The sequence below is a fragment of the Streptomyces sp. NBC_00775 genome (assembly GCF_036347135.1).
Classification (GTDB): domain Bacteria; phylum Actinomycetota; class Actinomycetes; order Streptomycetales; family Streptomycetaceae; genus Streptomyces; species Streptomyces lutosisoli.
Genome location: NZ_CP108938.1, coordinates 3988264 through 4005115, shown reverse-complemented (window position 1 = coordinate 4005115; position 16852 = coordinate 3988264). Strand labels below are relative to the sequence as shown.

Here is a 16852-nt window from a genome sequence, read left to right as displayed (position 1 = left end):
GCGACGCGTTCACCCCAGTACGGCCGCGATGACCACCAGCACGGGCACGGCCAGCATCGTCGACAGCAGGATCGACTCCCGGGCCAGGGTCTCGCCGACCCGGTAGCGCGAGGCGTACGTGAACAGGTTCTGCGCGGCGGGCAGGGCCGAGGTGACCACGACGTCGAGCAGGGGCGCACCCCGCAGCCCGAACACGCCGACGGCCAGCGCCCAGGCGGCCAGCGGCTGGCCCACCGACTTCAGCACGACGGAGAGCAGCACCGGGTACCGGTCGGAGCCGCGCCCCGGCAGGCTGCTGCCGCACAGCGAGATGCCGAACGCCAGCAGCACCGCGGGCACCGACATGCCCCCGATCAGCTTGAGCGGATCGAGGATCGGCCCGGGCACGGTCAGACCGGTCGCCGACACCGCGACCCCGCTGAGCGAGCCGACGGCGATGGGATTGCGCAGCGGCGTGATCAGCCGCTGCCACAGCGGACGCCTCTCGCCCTTCGTGGACAGGTCGAGGACGGTGAGGGCGATGGGCGTCACCATGATCTGCTGGAACAGCAGCACGGGCGCCACCAGCGAGGCGTCACCGAGCACATACACGGCGATCGGGATGCCCAGGTTGCCCGAGTTGACGTAACTGGAGCACAGCGCGCCGATCGTCGTCCGGCCCACGCCCCAGCCGCGTACGACACCCACCGCGACGAAGACCCCGGCCGCCGCGGCCGTACTCATCGCGGTGACCAGGAGCCGGCTGGAGAAGATCACCGACAGGTCGGCCTGTGCGAGCGTCGTGAACAGCAGCGCGGGCGACGCCACATGGAAGGCGAGCTTCGTCAGTACCTCCCGCCCGTTGTCCCCGAGATAGCCGCGCCGCCCGATGACGTAACCGACCCCGATGACGACGGCGATGACGGCGAAGCCGGTCAGTACGCCCTGCACGGCACCTCCTCGTCCTGGGCGGGGCAGAAGCCGTCAGGTATCGCGGGAGGTACTGATTCGTGGGGCATACACCCAACCCAACCGGGAGGGCAGGGCGCAGGTCAATGTGATCCTGTACGGGCTCCGGCCGCGCCCCCGATGAGTTCCGCGCCCCCGCCCGGTCTACTGACTGTGGACGCCACGACACCCGACGTACTCGTACTCGTACTGCCCGGACCCGTCACCCGTGACGAGGTACCGCGGCTCTGTGACGACGTGCGGGCGCGGCTGGAGTCGACCGGGGCCGGGTTCGTCGTCTGCGATGTCGCGGGGATCGGGCCGCCCGGTCTCGCCGCCGTCGACGTACTGGCGAGACTGGAGCTGGCGGCGCGGAGGGCCGGAGGCCGGATACGCCTGCGGAACCCGGACCCGGCCCTGCGCGCCCTACTGGACCTGGTCGGTCTCCGCTTCGAGCCGGAGGGGCAGGCCGAAGAGCGGGAACCAGCGGGCGGTGTCCAGGAAGAAGTGGAACCCGGCGATGCGCCCCTTTGAGATCTCCAGCACTTGGACGGACCACGGGACGTAGCCGCCCGCTTCCTCGTCCGGCTTGTACTGGGCGAAGCCCGGCAGACCGTTGACCTCGACCGGCACCAGGCGGGAGTCCGCGCAGGCGGCGCCCAGCGTCGTCATGAAGCCGGTGATGTCGTCCGTGCCGCGCAGCCACAGGTCGAACGGCGGCATCGTCATGATCGCGTCCTCGTGGAGCAGCGCGGTCAGTGCCGTCATGTCGTACCCCTCGAACGCGGCGACATAGCGCTCCAGGAGCTTCTGCTGCTCCTCGTCGAGCGGGTCGGAGGTGGCGGCCTCCGCGCCGTCGCTCTCCGCGAGGGTGGCGCGGGCCCGCTGCAGCGCACTGTTCACCGACGCGACCGAGGTGCCGAGCAGCTCGGCTACCTCGCTCGCCTTCCAGGCGAGGACTTCGCGCAGGATGAGCACGGCCCGTTGCTTGGGCGGCAGTTGCTGCAGGGCGGCCATGAAGGCGAGGCGCACCGACTCCTTCGCGACCGCCGCCTCGGCCGGGTCGGTGACCGTGGGCAGCACGCGGGCGTCGGGCATCGGCTCCAGCCAGGTGTTGTCCGGGCGGGGGGTGAGGGCGGCCTGGGCCAGCGGGGAGGGAGCGGTGAGGTCCATGGGGCGAGCCCTTTTGTTTCCCGCGCTCAACATGTCCAGGCACACGTTCGTCGCGATCCGGTACAGCCAGGACCGCATGGACGAGCGGCCCTCGAACTTGTCGTAGCTGCGCCAGGCGCGGACCATCGTGTCCTGCACCGCGTCCTCGGCCTCGAAGGACGAGCCGAGCATTCGGTAGCAGTACCCCGTCAGCTCGACCCGGTGCTTCTCCAGGCGCACATCCAGGTCTGTCGTCGTCGCCGTACCGTCGCTCATAGCCAACCCACCCCTGTGGCTCTTTCCGTCCTCACGCCAACACTCCGGAAGCTACCGCAGCCCACTGACAATGGCGCCCCGAGTAACAAAACCAGCAGGTCAGACGGTTGCCACCGACCAGTTCCCTCGCCCCCGCCGCCCCTACCCGTCCCATCCTTCCGGGGCTCCGCCCCAGACCCCGTGGGGGCTGGTCCAAAAGATTGCGCAGTTCCCCGCGCCCCTAAAAGGGGCGCGGGGAACTGCGCAATCTTTTGGGGGTCTGGGGGCGCAGCCCCCAGGAGCGGGATGGGACGGGTAGGGGCGGCGGGGGCGAAGAACGCCGTCAGTGGGCCAGGGCCGGGTTGCGGCGGGACTGGGCTCGGGCCGCGTGGGAGCCGAACACCGTGATGGACACGACGCCGAGGACCGCGAGCAGACCGAGCGTCACCGTGCCCGCCCAGCCCCCCGAGTGGAACGCCACCGCACCGAGCGTGCTGCCGGCACTGGACCCGACGTAGTACGCCGACTGATAGAGCGCCGACGCCTGCGCCCGCCCCTCCTGCGCGGTGTGACTCACCGAGGAAGAAGCGACCGCGTGCCCCGCGAAGAAGCCCGCGGTGATCAGGACCAGACCGAGCAGGACCAGGATCAGCGAGTCGGCCAGCGAGAGGAGCAGGCCCGAGGTCGTCGTGCCGCCCGCCAGGTAGAGGGAGCCGCGGCGGCCCATGCGGGCGACCAGCCGGCCCGCCGTCGACGCCGACACCGTACCGACGAGATAGACCAGGAAGACCGAGCCGATGATGCCCTGGGGGAGCGAGAACGGGGCCTCGGTCAGCCGGTAGCCGATGACCGTGTAGACCCCGCCGAACACCGTCATGAAGAGCGCACCGATCGCGTACAGCCGGCACAGCAGCGGATTCGCGAGGTGACCGCGGACCGTCCGGGCCAGCACCCGCGGCCGCAGCGAGCCCGGCGTGAAGTGCCGGGGCGCCGGGAGGAGAAGCCGGAAGGCCACCGCGCAAGCCACCGCGATCAGCCCGATCGTGCCGACGGCCACCCGCCAGCCCCACTCCTGCGCGACCCAGCCGGTAATGACCCGACCGCTCATCCCGCCGACGCTGTTGCCCGCGACGAAGAGACCGATCGCCGTGATCAGGGCCTTGGGGCGGACCTCCTCCGCCAGATACGCCGTCGCCGACGCCGGAAGCCCGGCCAGCGCCGCGCCCTGCACCGCCCGCAGCGCGACCAGCGCGCCGATCGACGGGGCGAAGGGGACCAGCAGACCGACCGTCACGGCGATCACCAGGGACGCCGTCATCAACGTACGCCGTCCGAAACGCTCCGACAGCGCGCTCATCGGGAGGACGAAGAGCGCCAGCGCACCCGTCGCGGCCGACACCGTCCAGCTCGCCTCGCTCGCGCTGACCCCGAAGTCCGAGGAAACGAGCGGCAGGAGGGCCTGCGTGGAGTAGAGAAGCGCGAAGGTCGCGACACCCGCGAAGAAGAGGGCGAAACTCATCCGGCGGTAGCCGGGCCCGCCCGGGGCCATACGGGAGTCGGCATCGCTGACGGCGACGGAGGCGGCGGCTGAAGCGGCGGCGGGAACGGACGGGACGGCGCCCACGGTGGTGGACGCCTCGGTACTGGCGGAAGGCATGTCCCGAACCTAAGGACCCCACCGCTCATCCGTCCAATGCATGGAATCGCCATAATCGTTCCCATGGTGCATCAGCAGAGGTCAGAAGCTCACCTGTCACCGTCCAGTGACACAGAAGACATTGTCGCGGTGCTCGCCCCGCGCCTCGCGTACTTCGCCGGCGTCGCCCGCACCGAGCACGTCACCCGGGCCGCGCAGGAGATGCAGGTCCCGCAGTCCACGCTGTCGCGGGCCATGGTCCGCCTCGAACAGGACCTGGGCGTCGACCTGTTCGCGCGCAGAGGGCGGACCGTCTCGCTCACGGCCGCGGGACGGACGTTCCTCTCCTCCGTCGAGCGTGCCCTCGCCGAGATCGAGCGTGCCGCCGACGAGGTACGCGCCGACGCCGACCCGGCCACCGGCAAGGTCGCGTTCGGCTTTCTGCACACCATGGGTTCGGAGACCGTCCCCGGCCTGATCCGCGCCTTCCGCGCCGATCACCCCCGGGTCCGCTTCAGCCTCGTCCAGAACTACGGCGAGGCGATGCTGGAGCGGCTCCGCTCGGGCGAGTTGGACCTGTGCCTCACCTCGCCCGTGCCGGACGCGCCCGACCTGGTGGGCCGCCGCCTCGACGAGCAGAAACTCCGCCTCGTCGTACCGGCCGACCACCGCCTCGCCGCCCGCAAACGCATCCGCCTGGCCGAAGCCGCCGACGAGACCTTCGTGACCCTGGAACCCGGCTACGGCATGCGCCGCATCACCGACGACCTGTGCCAGGAGGCAGGCTTCAAGCCCCGCATCGCTTTCGAGGGCGAAGAGGCCGAGACCCTGCGAGGCCTTGTGGCGGCGGGCCTGGGGGTTGCCCTCCTCCCGCCACCGGCCGTCGCCCGCCCAGGAGTTGTCGAGCTCACGGTCACCGCCCCACGAGCGGTACGTGAAATCGGCGTGGCCTGGCTGGACGGCCACCCGGACACCCCGCCAGTAGCCGCCTTCAAGAAGTTCCTGCTGTCCAGGAGGGGGCATCTGCTTCCGGACTGACGACGCCAGGAGCGCCCCTCAGGGGCGCGGGGCTGTGACATGTGCGGCTCCGCCGCGTGGGCGCGACAAGCCCCCGCCATCCCGCAGACGACACACGGCCTATCGACGCAAAGCCTTCCCGAACCCAGAAGCAAGCGGCATCCGCAGCCCCAACGGCGGCGGCGCAGCCAACGCATCCTCCAAAGGGCGCGACAAGTTGCGCCCGAACAACGTGCCCATCACGAAGTCCTCCGCCAGCGCATGCACTTCGCCCCGGTGCTGATATAGCCCGTGCCCGTCGGAGTGAACCTCGAACCGGCAGATGTCCCGGTTCGCTTTCTTCGCCCGCGCCGCGAGCCGGAAGGACAACTCCGGGTCGGTGCGCTCGTCGTTCGTGCCGTGCACGATCAGCACCCTTCGCCCCGCCAGTTGTTTCACCGGTTCGGGTGGCGCCGCCATGTCCTCCTCGGGCAGCCAAGGGGCCAGCGCCAGTACGGAGTTGACGGCCGTGTGACCGCCCGCGCGCAGCGCCGCCCGGCCGCCCATGTCCACTCCGGCCAGGCATACCGGAACGTCTCCATAGCGGCGTACGACCTCGTCGGCCGCCCAGGACGCGTCGCGCGCCAGATGCGCCTCGCTGCCGTTCCAGCCCCGGAACCGGTAGTGCACCACGTGGGTGACCAGGCCTTCCGCGCGTCCCGTGCGGGTGAGGCGGCGTCCCAACGCGCGTACGGAGGCGGTTGCCATCATCGGGGACGGTCTTCGGGCCGAGGTCTCCTCGCCGCCCGGGAGCAGCAGAACCACTCCGTTGACCGTCGTCGGCTCCGGGCCGAGCGCCCTCCCCAGCCGGGCCCTGCGAACCGGCGTCGCTTGCTGTGCCATGACAGAACAGTGTCAGAAGCGTCGGTGTACGCCACCCGTCCGCACGGTCACCGTTACATATCGACGGATCCGTCCAACAGGAGATCTACGCGCGTAGGGCGTACAGTGCGAAAATGACGAGCCAGATCCCCAACACCCCGAGCTGGGAACAGATCCGCCGGGCACCCAAGGTCCTGCTGCACGATCACCTCGACGGGGGCCTGCGCCCCGGGACGATCGTCGAACTCGCCCAGGAAACGGTCCCCCACAGCCTTAACGGCGTGGGCGGTGCCCCCAACTCCAGCCTCCCCGAGACCGATCCCGACAAGCTCGGCATCTGGTTCCGTGAGGCCGCGGACTCCGGTTCCCTGGAGCGGTACCTGGAGACCTTCGCCCACACCTGTGCCGTCATGCAGACCCGTGAAGCCCTCGTCCGGGTCGCCGCCGAGTGCGCCGAGGACCTCGCCGAGGACGGTGTCGTCTACGCCGAGGTCCGGTACGCCCCCGAGCAGCACCTGGAAGCCGGGCTCACCCTCGAAGAGGTCGTCGAGGCGGTCAACGAGGGCTTCAGGGAAGGGGAACGGCGGGCCAGGGAGAGCGGCCACCGGATCCGGATCGGTGCGCTGCTCACCGCCATGCGGCACGCGGCGCGCGCCCTGGAGATCGCGGAACTCGCCAACCGGTACCGGGACCTGGGCGTCGTCGGCTTCGACATCGCCGGTGCCGAGGCCGGCTTCCCGCCCACCCGGCACCTCGACGCGTTCGAGTACCTCAAGCGCGAGAACAACCACTTCACCATCCACGCCGGTGAGGCCTTCGGGCTGCCGTCCATCTGGCAGGCGCTCCAGTGGTGCGGCGCCGACCGGCTCGGCCACGGCGTGCGGATCATCGACGACATCCAGGTCCTCGAGGACGGCTCGGTGAAGCTCGGCCGGCTCGCCTCGTACGTGCGCGACAAGCGCATCCCGCTGGAGCTGTGCCCCAGCTCGAACCTCCAGACCGGCGCCGCCGACTCCTACGCCGCCCATCCCATCGGGCTGCTGCGTCGGCTGCATTTCCGGGCGACCGTGAATACGGATAATCGGCTCATGTCGGGGACCAGCATGAGTCGCGAATTCGAGCACCTTGTCGAGGCATTCGATTACACGCTCGACGACATGCAGTGGTTCTCGGTCAATGCTATGAAGTCAGCATTCATTCCTTTCGATGAACGACTGGCGATGATCAATGACGTCATCAAGCCTGGATATGCCGAGCTGAAGTCCGAATGGCTGTTCCAGCAGACCGCTTCCACCAGCGGGTCTGTGGGGGATCACGCCTGATCGGAGGGGTCGGGAAGCGGTCGGGTCTTCACTCATTCTCCATGACTCGGCCGCTTTTTGATGTTTGCGGAGGGTGGCTTTGCATGTTTACGGTTTTGGACCGCTCACCTCCCCGTCTCACGGATCCAAGGACGCATTCAAAATGAAGCAGTCTGCTGCCAAGACTCTCGGTGTCGCCGCTCTCGGTGCCGCCTTCGCCGCTGTTGGCGCGGGTGCCGCGAACGCCGCGCCGGCTGTACCGGACACCGCCACGGCGCTGGACACCGTCACCCACACGCTGCCGGCGGAGAACGTCGCCAAGGCGCTGCCGGGTGCCGGTGAGGCGCTCGCCCAGGGCCAGGGCGCGCTCGGCGCGGGTGTGGCCGCGGCCCAGCCGGTCGCCGCGAAGGTGCTCGCCGACGGGCCGACCGCGCCCGTGGCCGGGCTGCTCGGCGGGCTGCCGCTGAAGGGGCTGCCGACGCACGGTCTGCCGGTGAACGGGCTGCCGCTCGGCTGAGGCCGCCGTCTGTACGAACGCCGGTGGGGCGCACCCTGGTTGGGATGCGCCCCACCGGCGCGTTCAGCCGCGGGAGCCGTGCCTCACCAGGCCGTGCGGGCCTTGTCCTCGGACGGGAACAGGATCCACAGGGCTATGTACAGCAGGAACTGCGGGCCAGGGAGCAGGCAGGAGATCACGAAGATCACGCGCATCGTGGTCGCGGAGGTGCCGAAGCGCCGTGCCAGCGCTGCGCACACTCCGCCGATCATGCGGCCGTTGGTGGGGCGGGCAAGGGCGGTCATGGTGGCTCCTTCGCGAACCGTGGTTGAAGGCCGGTGAGTCCGGCTGAGTCGTCTTGATCGATGCCTTCATCGCGTTCGTCAGCGCGTTCGTCATCGCGGTCTTCGCCGATGTCGATGTCGTCTGCGGTGCCGTCTGCGATGTCGTCTTCGATGTCTTCAACGCTACGGGGACGAAGTGGGCCAAGCGTCGCTCTACGGTGCGATCCCGACCCTGGGAATCGTCGGGGTCCGACCCTGAGCCGCGTCCTCCCGGGGGAGGGCCGCGCGGCGTCGGGTCTCGGCCCGGCGGCGTAGCCCGGCCCTGAGGGCGGGCACGATCGCCAGGTGTGCCAGGGCCACGCCGACCGTGTTGAGCAGCAGTGAGTCGACGTCCACTACCTGGCCGGGGACGCCGGTCTGCAGGAGCTCGATGCCCAGTGAGAGCAGGGCGCCCGCGGCGACCGTGCGGAGGAGGGAGCCGAGGGGGGAGGCGGCGAGCTTGCCGCCCGCCATGGGGAGCAGGACGCCCAGCGGGGCGAGGAGGCCCAGGCCCTCTGCGATGCGGCGGGCCGCCTCCTGTGGGCCCAGCGCGAGGTCGGCTCTGATGCCGGCGAACGGCCGCAGGTTGGCGGCGCTCACCCAGGGGACGTCCAGGGGGCGCAGTGTGATCCAGGCGACGAGCGCGAGGTGTGCGACGAGGAGGACACCTCCTGCCACACGGACGCGGGTCACGGCACTGCCGCCGTCTGAGCCTTGACGCTGCACGCCCCCCAAGACGCGGGCTCCGGCACGATCGGTTCCGGCTGGGAGGTTTTCGCCCCCGCCGCCCCTACCCGTCCCATCCGTTCCTGGGGGCTGCGCCCCCAGACCCCCCTAAAAGATTGCGCAGTTCCCCGCGCCTTCAGGGGCGCGGGGAACTGCGCGACAAGCCCCCACCCACCCGCAGCCAAAGAACCCACCCCCGGGGTCTGGGGCGGAGCCCCAGGAACGGGATGGGACGGGTAGGGGCGGCGGGGGCGAAAAAGGCTACGAGCCGTTCACCGACGTGGACGGTGGGGACTTCGTGGCGGGGGCGGAGCGGACCTCGGGGGTGCACTCGTAGCTGCGGAGGGGGGACGGGGCGGGGCCGCCGAGGATGACGGAGCCGTCGTCGCGGGCCGCGGCGGAGTCGGAGAAGGTGCAGATGATCTGGGCCAGGGCGGCGGACGTGAGGTTCTCCGGCGGAGTGCTCAGCCGGAGGGTGTCCTCGGGGTCCTTGTCGCTGGGCCCGCTGACCGTCATGCCGCCGCGCACGTTCGTCGTGTACCCACCCTGCCGCTCCGTAGCGGAGGGCGTCTCGGCGAGCTCGTCGAGAAGCCCCTGAGCCACCAGAACCCGCCGCGCCGCCTCCGCCGTACCGTCCGGAATGCGCACCGAGCGGTCGACGGTCACGAGCTGCCCGGAACACAGCAGGAACACCTGGACGGGAACGCCCCGGGAGGACTGGGTGGAGATGTCAGGGCCGGAGAGGGCACAGGGGACGAGGGAGGGCGCCGGGCCGAAGTCCGTCGGTACCTGGGTGGAACGGATGCCGCAGCCCGCGAGCAGTACGGCGAGCAGCGGGACGGCCAGCGGGACGGCCAGCCAGGGCCGTACACCCCGCGGACGGAGAGGTCGTGCGATGGTCATCCGGCGGTGCCCCCCGTGCAGTTCCCGTTCCCGTTTCCGTTCTCGTCGCGCCCGTCGTCGGCGATCAGTTCCGACGCGTCCTGAGGCAGCCGCAGCGTGAAGACCGCGCCCCCCTTCGGCGTGTTCGCCGCCGTGATCTCGCCGCCGTGGATGTGCGCGTTCTCCAGGGCGATGGACAGGCCCAGGCCGCTGCCCTCGGAGCGGGGGCGGGACGCGCTCGCCTTGTAGAAGCGGTCGAAGACGTGCGGGAGGACGTCCTCGGGGATGCCGGGACCGTGGTCCTGGACCTCGATGACCAGGGCGTCGGCCTCCTTGCGCACCGAGACCCGTACCGGTGAACCGCCGTGCTTGAGCGCGTTGCCGATCAGGTTCGCGAGGATCACGTCGAGGCGGCGCGGGTCGAGGCGCACCATGACGCCGCGCTCGGCGTCCAGGTCCACCGCGTCCAGCCAGGCGCGTGCGTCGATGCACGCGGTGATCTGGTCGGCGATGTCCACGTCGTCGAGCACGAGACGGGCGGTGCCCGCGTCGAAGCGGGTGACCTCCATCAGGTTCTCGACCAGGTCGTTGAGGCGGCGGGTCTCGCTGACGACCAGGCGTACGGCCGGTTCGATCATCGGGTCGACGCTGCCGGTCTCCGCGTCCAGTTCCTCTTCCAGGATCTCCGTCACGGCGGTGATCGCGGTCAGTGGCGTACGGAGTTCGTGCGACATGTCGGCGACGAAGCGACGGGACGCCTCGTCCCTCGCGCTCATGTCGTCCACGCGTTTTTCGAGAGCTTCCGCCGTGTGGTTGAACGTACGGGAGAGGTCGGCGAGTTCGTCCGTACCCGACACGCGCAGCCGGGTGTCCAGCTTGCCCTCGCCGAGGCGGCGGGCCGCGATGCCCAGGCGGTGGACCGGCTTGAGGACCGTGGTCGCGGCGGCCTGCGCGAGCAGCGCCGAGCCGATCAGGGCGAGGCCGGTCGCGATACCGAGTGACCAGGCCAGGGAGTTGAGGTCTTTGGCCTCCGGCTCCAGGGACTTGAGCATGTAACCGGTCGTCGTGCCGCCGATCACCTTCGCGCCGCCCACCAGGTACGGCTTGTCGTGGTCGGTGATCCGCTGCCAGTACAGGTGGTACGCCGACTTGTTGTTCGAGGAGAGCGGCTGCTTTCTGTTCACCGCCTTCTGGAGGGACTTGGGTACGTCCTCCAGCGTGAAGGTGTCCAGCGCGGAGTTGCCGACGACGGTCTTGCCGTTGGTGTCCTGGGCGACCAGGAGCACGCTGAAGCGCTGGCTGCTGTTGGCCATCTGACCGGCCGTGCGCTGGAGTTCGTCCTGTGCGGGATTCTCCGGCAGCATGCTCGCGTGGTTGCGCATCTCCTGCTGGAAGTCGCGCAGCACCGCGTCCTGCGTACGCGTCAGCACGGCCTCGCGGTTGAGCCAGTACGCGATGCCCGACGCCGAGACGGCGGCCGTGAGGGCGACGAGTCCGAACACCACGACCAGCCGCAGTCGCAGGCTGGTGAAGCGCAGACCGGACAGGATCGCCTTGCGCGCCGCGGCCCAGCCGCGGAGCTTGTCCTGCGGTTTGGTCACTGAGGATTGTCCAGCCGGTAGCCGACGCCGCGCACCGTGCGGATCAGGGTGGGTGAGGACGGCACGTCCTCGACCTTCGCGCGCAGGCGCTGCACACACGCGTCCACCAGACGCGAGTCGCCGAGGTAGTCGTGCTCCCACACCAGACGCAGCAACTGCTGGCGGGACAGCGCCTGTCCGGGCCGGCGGCTCAGCTCCAGGAGCAACCGCAGCTCGGTGGGCGTCAGTTGCAGATCCTCGCCGTTCTTGGTGACCGTCATCGCGGCACGGTCGATGACCAGCGAACCGAACGTCGCCGAGTCGTTCGCCTCGCGCTCACCACGCCGCAGCACGGCACGGATCCGGGCGTCGAGCACCCGGCCCTGCACGGGCTTGACGACATAGTCGTCGGCGCCGGACTCAAGCCCGACCACGACGTCGATGTCGTCGCTGCGCGCGGTCAGCAGAATGATCGGCAGCTGGTCGGTGCGCCGGATGCGCCGGCACACCTCGAATCCGTCGATGCCGGGCAGCATCACGTCGAGGACGATCAGATCGGGCCGCTGCTCGCGCAACAGCTTCAGACCGTCCTCACCGGTGGCAGCGGTGGCCACGCGGTGTCCCTGGCGCGTCAGTGAGAGCTCCAGGGCCGTCCGGATGGCGTCGTCGTCCTCGATCAGCAACAGGGAAGGCACGGACGTCATTCTGGCCCATGTCATGGCCGGGTATCGACCGTTGGAGCGCTCCCACCCATCTCCCGCACAGAAGGAAGGCCTCTCCCGCGGGGAAGTGGGCCCCCGAGTGGTCATCTGCGTAGTCGTACCGCTCTTCTCTGTGATCGCGCTGTGGCGCGCCTGCGGATGGGCGCTGTGACAGGTCTGTGACAGTCGGCGGACACGGCCATGAAGTGGCCCGGGCAAGCTTTTCGACACAAGCAAGGAAGCACCGCGGAACAAACAGAACAACAAGCGGAACAAGCGGTACGAACCGAAGAACCGGGACTCCACGACGGGGGGCGCGAGATGAACACGCTGCACAGCACCAGCACTAGCGCAGTTGCAGTTGTCACGCGGCTCCACGACGTCACCCGGGGCACGGAGAAGTCCGGTGCCGTGAGCGGGCGGGGGTGCGCTCGCGGCGCCGGGCGTCAGCACACCGCGTACATGACGGTGGTTGACGCACGCACGGGGGAGAACGGTACGGGGGACCGGGCTCACGGGGGAGCCGCGTACGGGGAGGTCACGGGGGAGCGTCGCTCGGTGTCGGAGGCGGAGTTCACCGCCTACGTCCAGGAGCGCCGCGCCTCCCTGTACGCAACCGCCTACCACCTGACCGGTGACCGCTTCGAGGCCGAGGACCTGCTGCAGAGCGCGCTGTTCTCGACGTACAAGGCCTGGGACCGGATCAGCGACAAGGCCGCGGTCGGGGGCTACCTCCGCCGCACCATGACCAATCTGCACATCAGCGCGTGGCGCCGCCGCAAGCTGAACGAGTACCCGACCGAGGAACTGCCGGAGACCGCCGGTGACACGGACGCGATGCGCGGCACCGAGCTGCGCGCCGTGCTGTGGCAGGCGCTGGCCCGGCTGCCCGAACTCCAGCGCACGATGCTGGTCCTCCGTTACTACGAGGGCCGCACCGACCCGGAGATCGCGGAGATCCTCGACATCAGTGTCGGCACGGTGAAGTCGAGCATCTGGCGGTCGTTGCGCCGGATGCGCGAGGACGAGGTCCTCAGCTTCGGCCGTGACGAGGAGGAGTCCTTCGGGGAGCTTGTCGCCTGAAGGTCTGGGGGAACGGGGAAACAAGGGGAATGCAGTACAGGCAGTACCGGCAGTACAGCTAGTACGGGGGAGCAGTACCGGGGGGAACCAACGGGGTCACGGGGGACTTCGGGGGAGCACGGGGGAAACGAGCGAGGTCCAGGCGGACGGGGGGTCTGCCTGGACCTTTCTCGTTGTTCGCTTACCCGGTTACGCCGCCGTGGTGCGCGGAGCCGCGCGGCGTCCGGCGGCCGCCGCGGTCAGGCGGCCCAGGGCCTCGTCCTTGTCGCAGGGGTGGGCGCCCAGGGCGGCCTGACGGGCCACGATGGAGCGCTCGGCGCGCATCAGTCGCCAGCCGCGCCGCAGCAGGAAGGGCACCGACTTGCGGCCCTCCTTCAGATCCCGCAGGAAGCGGCGGCGGAAGGTGGTGACCGGGCCGCGTGACAGGCACAGCGCGTCGGCCAGCACCCCCAACTCGCGGCAGCGCTCGACGATCTCGGCGGCGAAGATGCCCTCCGCGATGAACAGCGGGGTCCGCTCGATGCGCAGCGACTCCGTGCCGGTACGGGCGCTCAGCGAGATGTCGTACACGGGGATGGTCGTTCGCCCCGTACGGCACAGCTCCTCGATCGCGGCGACCGCCGTGTCGGCGTCCCAGGACAGCGGGTGGTCCCAGTCGATGTCCGCGCTGCCCTCCACCTGCGGCAGTGTCGGGTCCGTGCCCTCCTTGTAGAAGTCGTCGAGGCGGAGCACGGGCAGCCCGGAATCGGCCGCGAGAAGGGACTTTCCAGAGCCGGAGGGGCCGCAGAGCAGCACCACGCGGGTGGGTATCGGGGGATGGGAACCCAATTCTCTGTACCTTCTGTGAATCGACCTGGTTTCGCCACGCATCGGACGCGTCCAGGACATTATCCCCTCCCCTGGGACTGGCGCTGATATGTCTGTTGACCCGCACAGGCGAATCCGCCGCCCGAACGGCCCTGAAGTCGGGCCGCTTCAACTACTCTGCGTGTCACTCCAGTTGCTCTCGGCTCCCCGAAGGCCACGAAGACCCCTGAAGACCCCGAAGACCCGAAGACCCCGAAGAGGAAAACCTGATGGCGCGACACGCAGCCCAGCTGACCACCATGGCCCGCACGACCGCGCGTATCGCCGCCGCGGTCGGTGTGGTCGCTGCCGGTGCGGCCGCGGCCGCACCGGCCGTCGCGGACACGGACCCCGTCGTGGACGTCATGCGCACCCGGCCCACCTCGCTGGGCAACATCGACCCGCAGGCGGGGCTCCAGGCCCTCACCGGCACGGTGGGTTATGTCACCGGGCCTATCGAGGCCCTCAAACCCAATCCGCTGGCGGGCACCGGGGTCGACCCGCTCGACAACGGCGTCGGCACCCAGCTCGCCGACTTCAAGCCGCTCACCTCGCAGGCGCTGACGGGTCCGCTGGCGCAGGCGCCGTCGGTGGGCAGCATCCCGGTGCTGGGGCAGGCGGCGGGGCTGCTGCACTGAACCGGGCGGTGACATGAGAGAGCCGCGCTCCCCCTGGACGGAGGGGAAGCGCGGCTCTCCCGTGAACGGGGCCCCGGGGACACTGATCGGGGCCCCGAAACCTCAGTAGGACGACCCGGAAGCGCCCAGGGAACCTGTCGGGTGCCAGACCGTCTTCGTCTCGAGGAAGGCCGTGAGGCGCTCGATGCCGGGGGTTTCCGAATAATCCACAGGCTGTGGACGGAGAACGCGCTTCAGGTTGTCGGCCGCCGCGATCTCCAGCTCCTTCGCCAGTACGTCGTCGGCGCCGGCGAGATCGATCGCGTTGACGTCCTGGTGTGCGGCGAGGGGTGCCGCGATCTCGGCGGTCTTGCCCGAGAGGACGTTGACGACTCCACCGGGCAGGTCGGAGGTCGCCAGCACCTCACCGAGGGAGAGCGCCGGGAGCGGGGACTTCTCGCTCGCGATCACGATCACCGTGTTGCCTGTGGCGATCACGGGGGCGATCACCGAGACCAGACCCAGGAACGACGACTCCTGGGGGGCGAGGACGGTGACGACGCCCGTCGGCTCCGGGGAGGACAGGTTGAAGAACGGGCCCGCGACCGGGTTGCCGCCACCGACCACCTGGGCGATCTTGTCGGTCCAGCCCGCGTACCAGACCCAGCGGTCGATCGCGGCGTCGACGACGGCCGCCGCCTTCGACTTCGACAGGCCCTCCGCGTCCGCGACCTCCCGTACGAACTGGTCCTTGCGGCCCTCCAGCATCTCGGCGACGCGGTAGAGGATCTGGCCGCGGTTGTACGCCGTCGCGCCGGACCAGCCGCCGAACGCCTTGCGGGCGGCGACGACCGCGTCACGGGCGTCCTTGCGGGAGGAGAGGGGCGCGTTCGCCAGCCACTTGCCCTTGGAGTCCGTCACCTCGTACACCCGGCCGCTCTCGCTGCGGGGGAACTTGCCCCCGACGTACAGCTTGTAGGTCTTGAAGACGCTCAGACGATTCTGCTCAGACATCGAGGTACGCCTCCAGGCCGTGGCGACCGCCCTCGCGGCCGAAGCCCGACTCCTTGTAACCGCCGAACGGCGAGGTCGGGTCGAACTTGTTGAACGTGTTGGACCAGATGACGCCCGCGCGGAGCTTGCTCGCGACGGCCAGGATCCGGGAGCCCTTCTCGGTCCAGATGCCCGCCGAGAGGCCGTACTGGCTGTTGTTGGCCTTGGCGACCGCCTCGTCCGGCGTACGGAAGCTGAGGACGGACAGCACCGGGCCGAAGATCTCGTCGCGGGCGATGGTGTGTGCCTGGGTGACGTTCGTGAAGAGCGTCGGGGCGAACCAGTAGCCGGAGGAGGGGAGTTCGCAGGCCGGGGACCAGCGCTCGGCGCCCTCGGCCTCGCCCGCCTCGACGAGCGAGGTGATACGGGACAGCTGCTCGGCGGAGTTGATCGCGCCGATGTCCGTGTTCTTGTCGAGCGGGTCGCCGAGGCGGAGGGTCGAGAGCCGCCGCTTGAGCGAGTCCAGCAACTCGTCCTGGATCGACTCCTGCACGAGGAGGCGGCTGCCCGCGCAGCAGACCTGGCCCTGGTTGAAGAAGATGCCGGTGACGATCCCCTCCACCGCCTGGTCGATCGGGGCGTCGTCGAAGACGATGTTCGCGCCCTTGCCGCCGAGTTCGAGGGTGACCTTCTTGTTGGTGCCGGCCACCTGGCGGGCGATCGCCTTGCCGACGGCCGTGGAGCCGGTGAAGGCGACCTTGTTGACGTCGGGGTGCTCGACGAGCGCGGCGCCCGTGTCGCCGTATCCCGGAAGGATGTTGACGACGCCCTTGGGGAGGCCGGCCTGGCGGCAGATGTCCGCGAAGAACAGGGCGGAGAGGGGGGTCGTCTCGGCGGGCTTGAGGACGACCGTGTTGCCGGTGGCCAGGGCCGGGGCGATCTTCCACGCCAGCATCAGCAGGGGGAAGTTCCAGGGGATGACCTGGCCCGCGACGCCGAGGGGCCGCGGGTCGGCACCGAAGCCGGCGTGGCCGAGCTTGTCGGCCCAGCCCGCGTAGTAGAAGAAGTGCGCGGCTACGAGGGGGAGGTCGGCGTCCCTCGTCTCCTTGATGGGCTTGCCGTTGTCCAGGGTCTCCAGGACGGCGAGCTCGCGGGAGCGCTCCTGGATGATCCGGGCGATGCGGAACAGGTACTTGGCGCGCTCGGAGCCGGGCAGCGCCGACCACTTCTCGAAGGCCTTGCGGGCGGCCTTGACGGCGCGGTCGACGTCCTCGGCGCCCGCCTGGGCGACCTCGGAGAGGACCTCTTCGGTGGAGGGGGAGACGGTCTTGAAGACCTTGCCGTCGGCGGCCTCGGTGAACTCGCCGTCGATGAAGAGCCCGTAGGAGGGGGCGATGTCGACGACGGAGCGGGACTCGGGCGCCGGTGCGTACTCAAATGCGGAAGCCATGATGGA

General features: G+C 69.8%; 18 protein-coding genes. 6 read left to right on the top strand and 12 right to left on the bottom strand.

Annotated features, from left to right (window positions below):
• Positions 1-9: 9 nt before the first annotated feature.
• Positions 10-930 carry an AEC family transporter gene (locus tag OIC96_RS17720; RefSeq protein ID WP_330306896.1) on the bottom strand — a complete coding sequence of 307 codons (921 nt, stop codon included), beginning with the start codon at positions 928-930 and terminating at the stop codon, positions 10-12.
• Between the two features lie 138 nt (positions 931-1068).
• On the opposite strand from OIC96_RS17720, the gene OIC96_RS17715 reads away from it, so the two are divergent.
• Complete coding sequence (locus OIC96_RS17715) at positions 1069-1461, top strand: STAS domain-containing protein (protein WP_330306897.1); 393 nt, start codon at positions 1069-1071, stop codon at positions 1459-1461.
• Here OIC96_RS17715 and OIC96_RS17710 read toward each other — a convergent pair.
• Complete coding sequence (locus OIC96_RS17710; RefSeq protein ID WP_330306898.1) at positions 1354-2355, bottom strand: sigma-70 family RNA polymerase sigma factor; 1002 nt, start codon at positions 2353-2355, stop codon at positions 1354-1356. The two genes, OIC96_RS17715 and OIC96_RS17710, sit on opposite strands and share 108 nt — an antisense overlap.
• A 322-nt stretch (positions 2356-2677) precedes the next feature.
• Positions 2678-3991 carry an MFS transporter gene (locus OIC96_RS17705; protein WP_330306899.1) on the bottom strand — a complete coding sequence of 438 codons (1314 nt, stop codon included), beginning with the start codon at positions 3989-3991 and terminating at the stop codon, positions 2678-2680.
• A gap of 63 nt (positions 3992-4054) precedes the next feature.
• On the opposite strand from OIC96_RS17705, the gene OIC96_RS17700 reads away from it, so the two are divergent.
• Entirely contained in the window at positions 4055-5008 is a 954-nt protein-coding gene (locus tag OIC96_RS17700) for a LysR family transcriptional regulator (protein WP_330306900.1), read from the top strand.
• A 99-nt stretch (positions 5009-5107) separates the two neighbouring features.
• Here OIC96_RS17700 and OIC96_RS17695 read toward each other — a convergent pair whose 3' ends face one another.
• Positions 5108-5869 carry an alpha/beta hydrolase family protein gene (locus tag OIC96_RS17695; RefSeq protein ID WP_330306901.1) on the bottom strand — a complete coding sequence of 254 codons (762 nt, stop codon included), beginning with the start codon at positions 5867-5869 and terminating at the stop codon, positions 5108-5110.
• Positions 5870-5982: 113 nt separating this feature from the next.
• On the opposite strand from OIC96_RS17695, the gene OIC96_RS17690 reads away from it, so the two are divergent.
• Positions 5983-7170 (top strand): adenosine deaminase, encoded by a 1188-nt coding sequence (locus OIC96_RS17690; RefSeq protein ID WP_330306902.1) that lies wholly within the window; start codon positions 5983-5985, stop codon positions 7168-7170.
• 142 nt (positions 7171-7312) lie between these two features.
• Positions 7313-7666 (top strand): ATP-binding protein, encoded by a 354-nt coding sequence (locus OIC96_RS17685; protein WP_330306903.1) that lies wholly within the window; start codon positions 7313-7315, stop codon positions 7664-7666.
• Between the two features lie 83 nt (positions 7667-7749).
• Here OIC96_RS17685 and OIC96_RS17680 read toward each other — a convergent pair whose 3' ends face one another.
• From OIC96_RS17680 to afsQ1, 5 genes are all read right to left on the bottom strand, one after another.
• The gene (locus tag OIC96_RS17680) at positions 7750-7950 is read right to left on the bottom strand and encodes a PspC domain-containing protein (protein ID WP_327431204.1); all 201 of its coding nucleotides are present in this window, start codon (positions 7948-7950) and stop codon (positions 7750-7752) included.
• Between the two features lie 192 nt (positions 7951-8142).
• Positions 8143-8694 carry a VanZ family protein gene (locus OIC96_RS17675; protein ID WP_327431203.1) on the bottom strand — a complete coding sequence of 184 codons (552 nt, stop codon included), beginning with the start codon at positions 8692-8694 and terminating at the stop codon, positions 8143-8145.
• Between the two features lie 261 nt (positions 8695-8955).
• Entirely contained in the window at positions 8956-9597 is a 642-nt protein-coding gene (locus OIC96_RS17670; protein ID WP_330306904.1) for a hypothetical protein, read from the bottom strand.
• Positions 9594-11177 (bottom strand): HAMP domain-containing sensor histidine kinase, encoded by a 1584-nt coding sequence (locus OIC96_RS17665; protein ID WP_330306905.1) that lies wholly within the window; start codon positions 11175-11177, stop codon positions 9594-9596. The genes OIC96_RS17670 and OIC96_RS17665 overlap by 4 nt, the downstream gene beginning before the upstream one ends.
• Positions 11174-11851, bottom strand: a complete 678-nt coding sequence (gene afsQ1, locus OIC96_RS17660; protein WP_099505496.1) for a two-component system response regulator AfsQ1 — start codon at positions 11849-11851, stop codon at positions 11174-11176. The genes OIC96_RS17665 and afsQ1 overlap by 4 nt, the downstream gene beginning before the upstream one ends.
• 327 nt (positions 11852-12178) lie before the next feature.
• On the opposite strand from afsQ1, the gene OIC96_RS17655 reads away from it, so the two are divergent.
• Positions 12179-12940, top strand: a complete 762-nt coding sequence (locus OIC96_RS17655) for a SigE family RNA polymerase sigma factor (RefSeq protein ID WP_330306906.1) — start codon at positions 12179-12181, stop codon at positions 12938-12940.
• Between the two features lie 189 nt (positions 12941-13129).
• On the opposite strand, the gene OIC96_RS17650 is transcribed toward OIC96_RS17655, so the two are convergent.
• Complete coding sequence (locus OIC96_RS17650; protein ID WP_330306907.1) at positions 13130-13768, bottom strand: uridine kinase family protein; 639 nt, start codon at positions 13766-13768, stop codon at positions 13130-13132.
• A gap of 248 nt (positions 13769-14016) precedes the next feature.
• On the opposite strand from OIC96_RS17650, the gene OIC96_RS17645 reads away from it, so the two are divergent.
• Positions 14017-14424 carry a hypothetical protein gene (locus OIC96_RS17645; protein WP_330306908.1) on the top strand — a complete coding sequence of 136 codons (408 nt, stop codon included), beginning with the start codon at positions 14017-14019 and terminating at the stop codon, positions 14422-14424.
• Between the two features lie 102 nt (positions 14425-14526).
• On the opposite strand, the gene OIC96_RS17640 is transcribed toward OIC96_RS17645, so the two are convergent.
• Together OIC96_RS17640 and OIC96_RS17635 are read right to left on the bottom strand one after the other, a co-directional pair.
• Complete coding sequence (locus tag OIC96_RS17640; RefSeq protein WP_330306909.1) at positions 14527-15417, bottom strand: aldehyde dehydrogenase family protein; 891 nt, start codon at positions 15415-15417, stop codon at positions 14527-14529.
• A complete protein-coding gene (locus OIC96_RS17635; RefSeq protein WP_330306910.1) occupies positions 15410-16846 on the bottom strand; it encodes an aldehyde dehydrogenase family protein in 1437 nt (478 codons plus the stop codon). Before OIC96_RS17635 ends, OIC96_RS17640 begins: the two co-directional genes overlap by 8 nt.
• Positions 16847-16852: the final 6 nt, after the last annotated feature.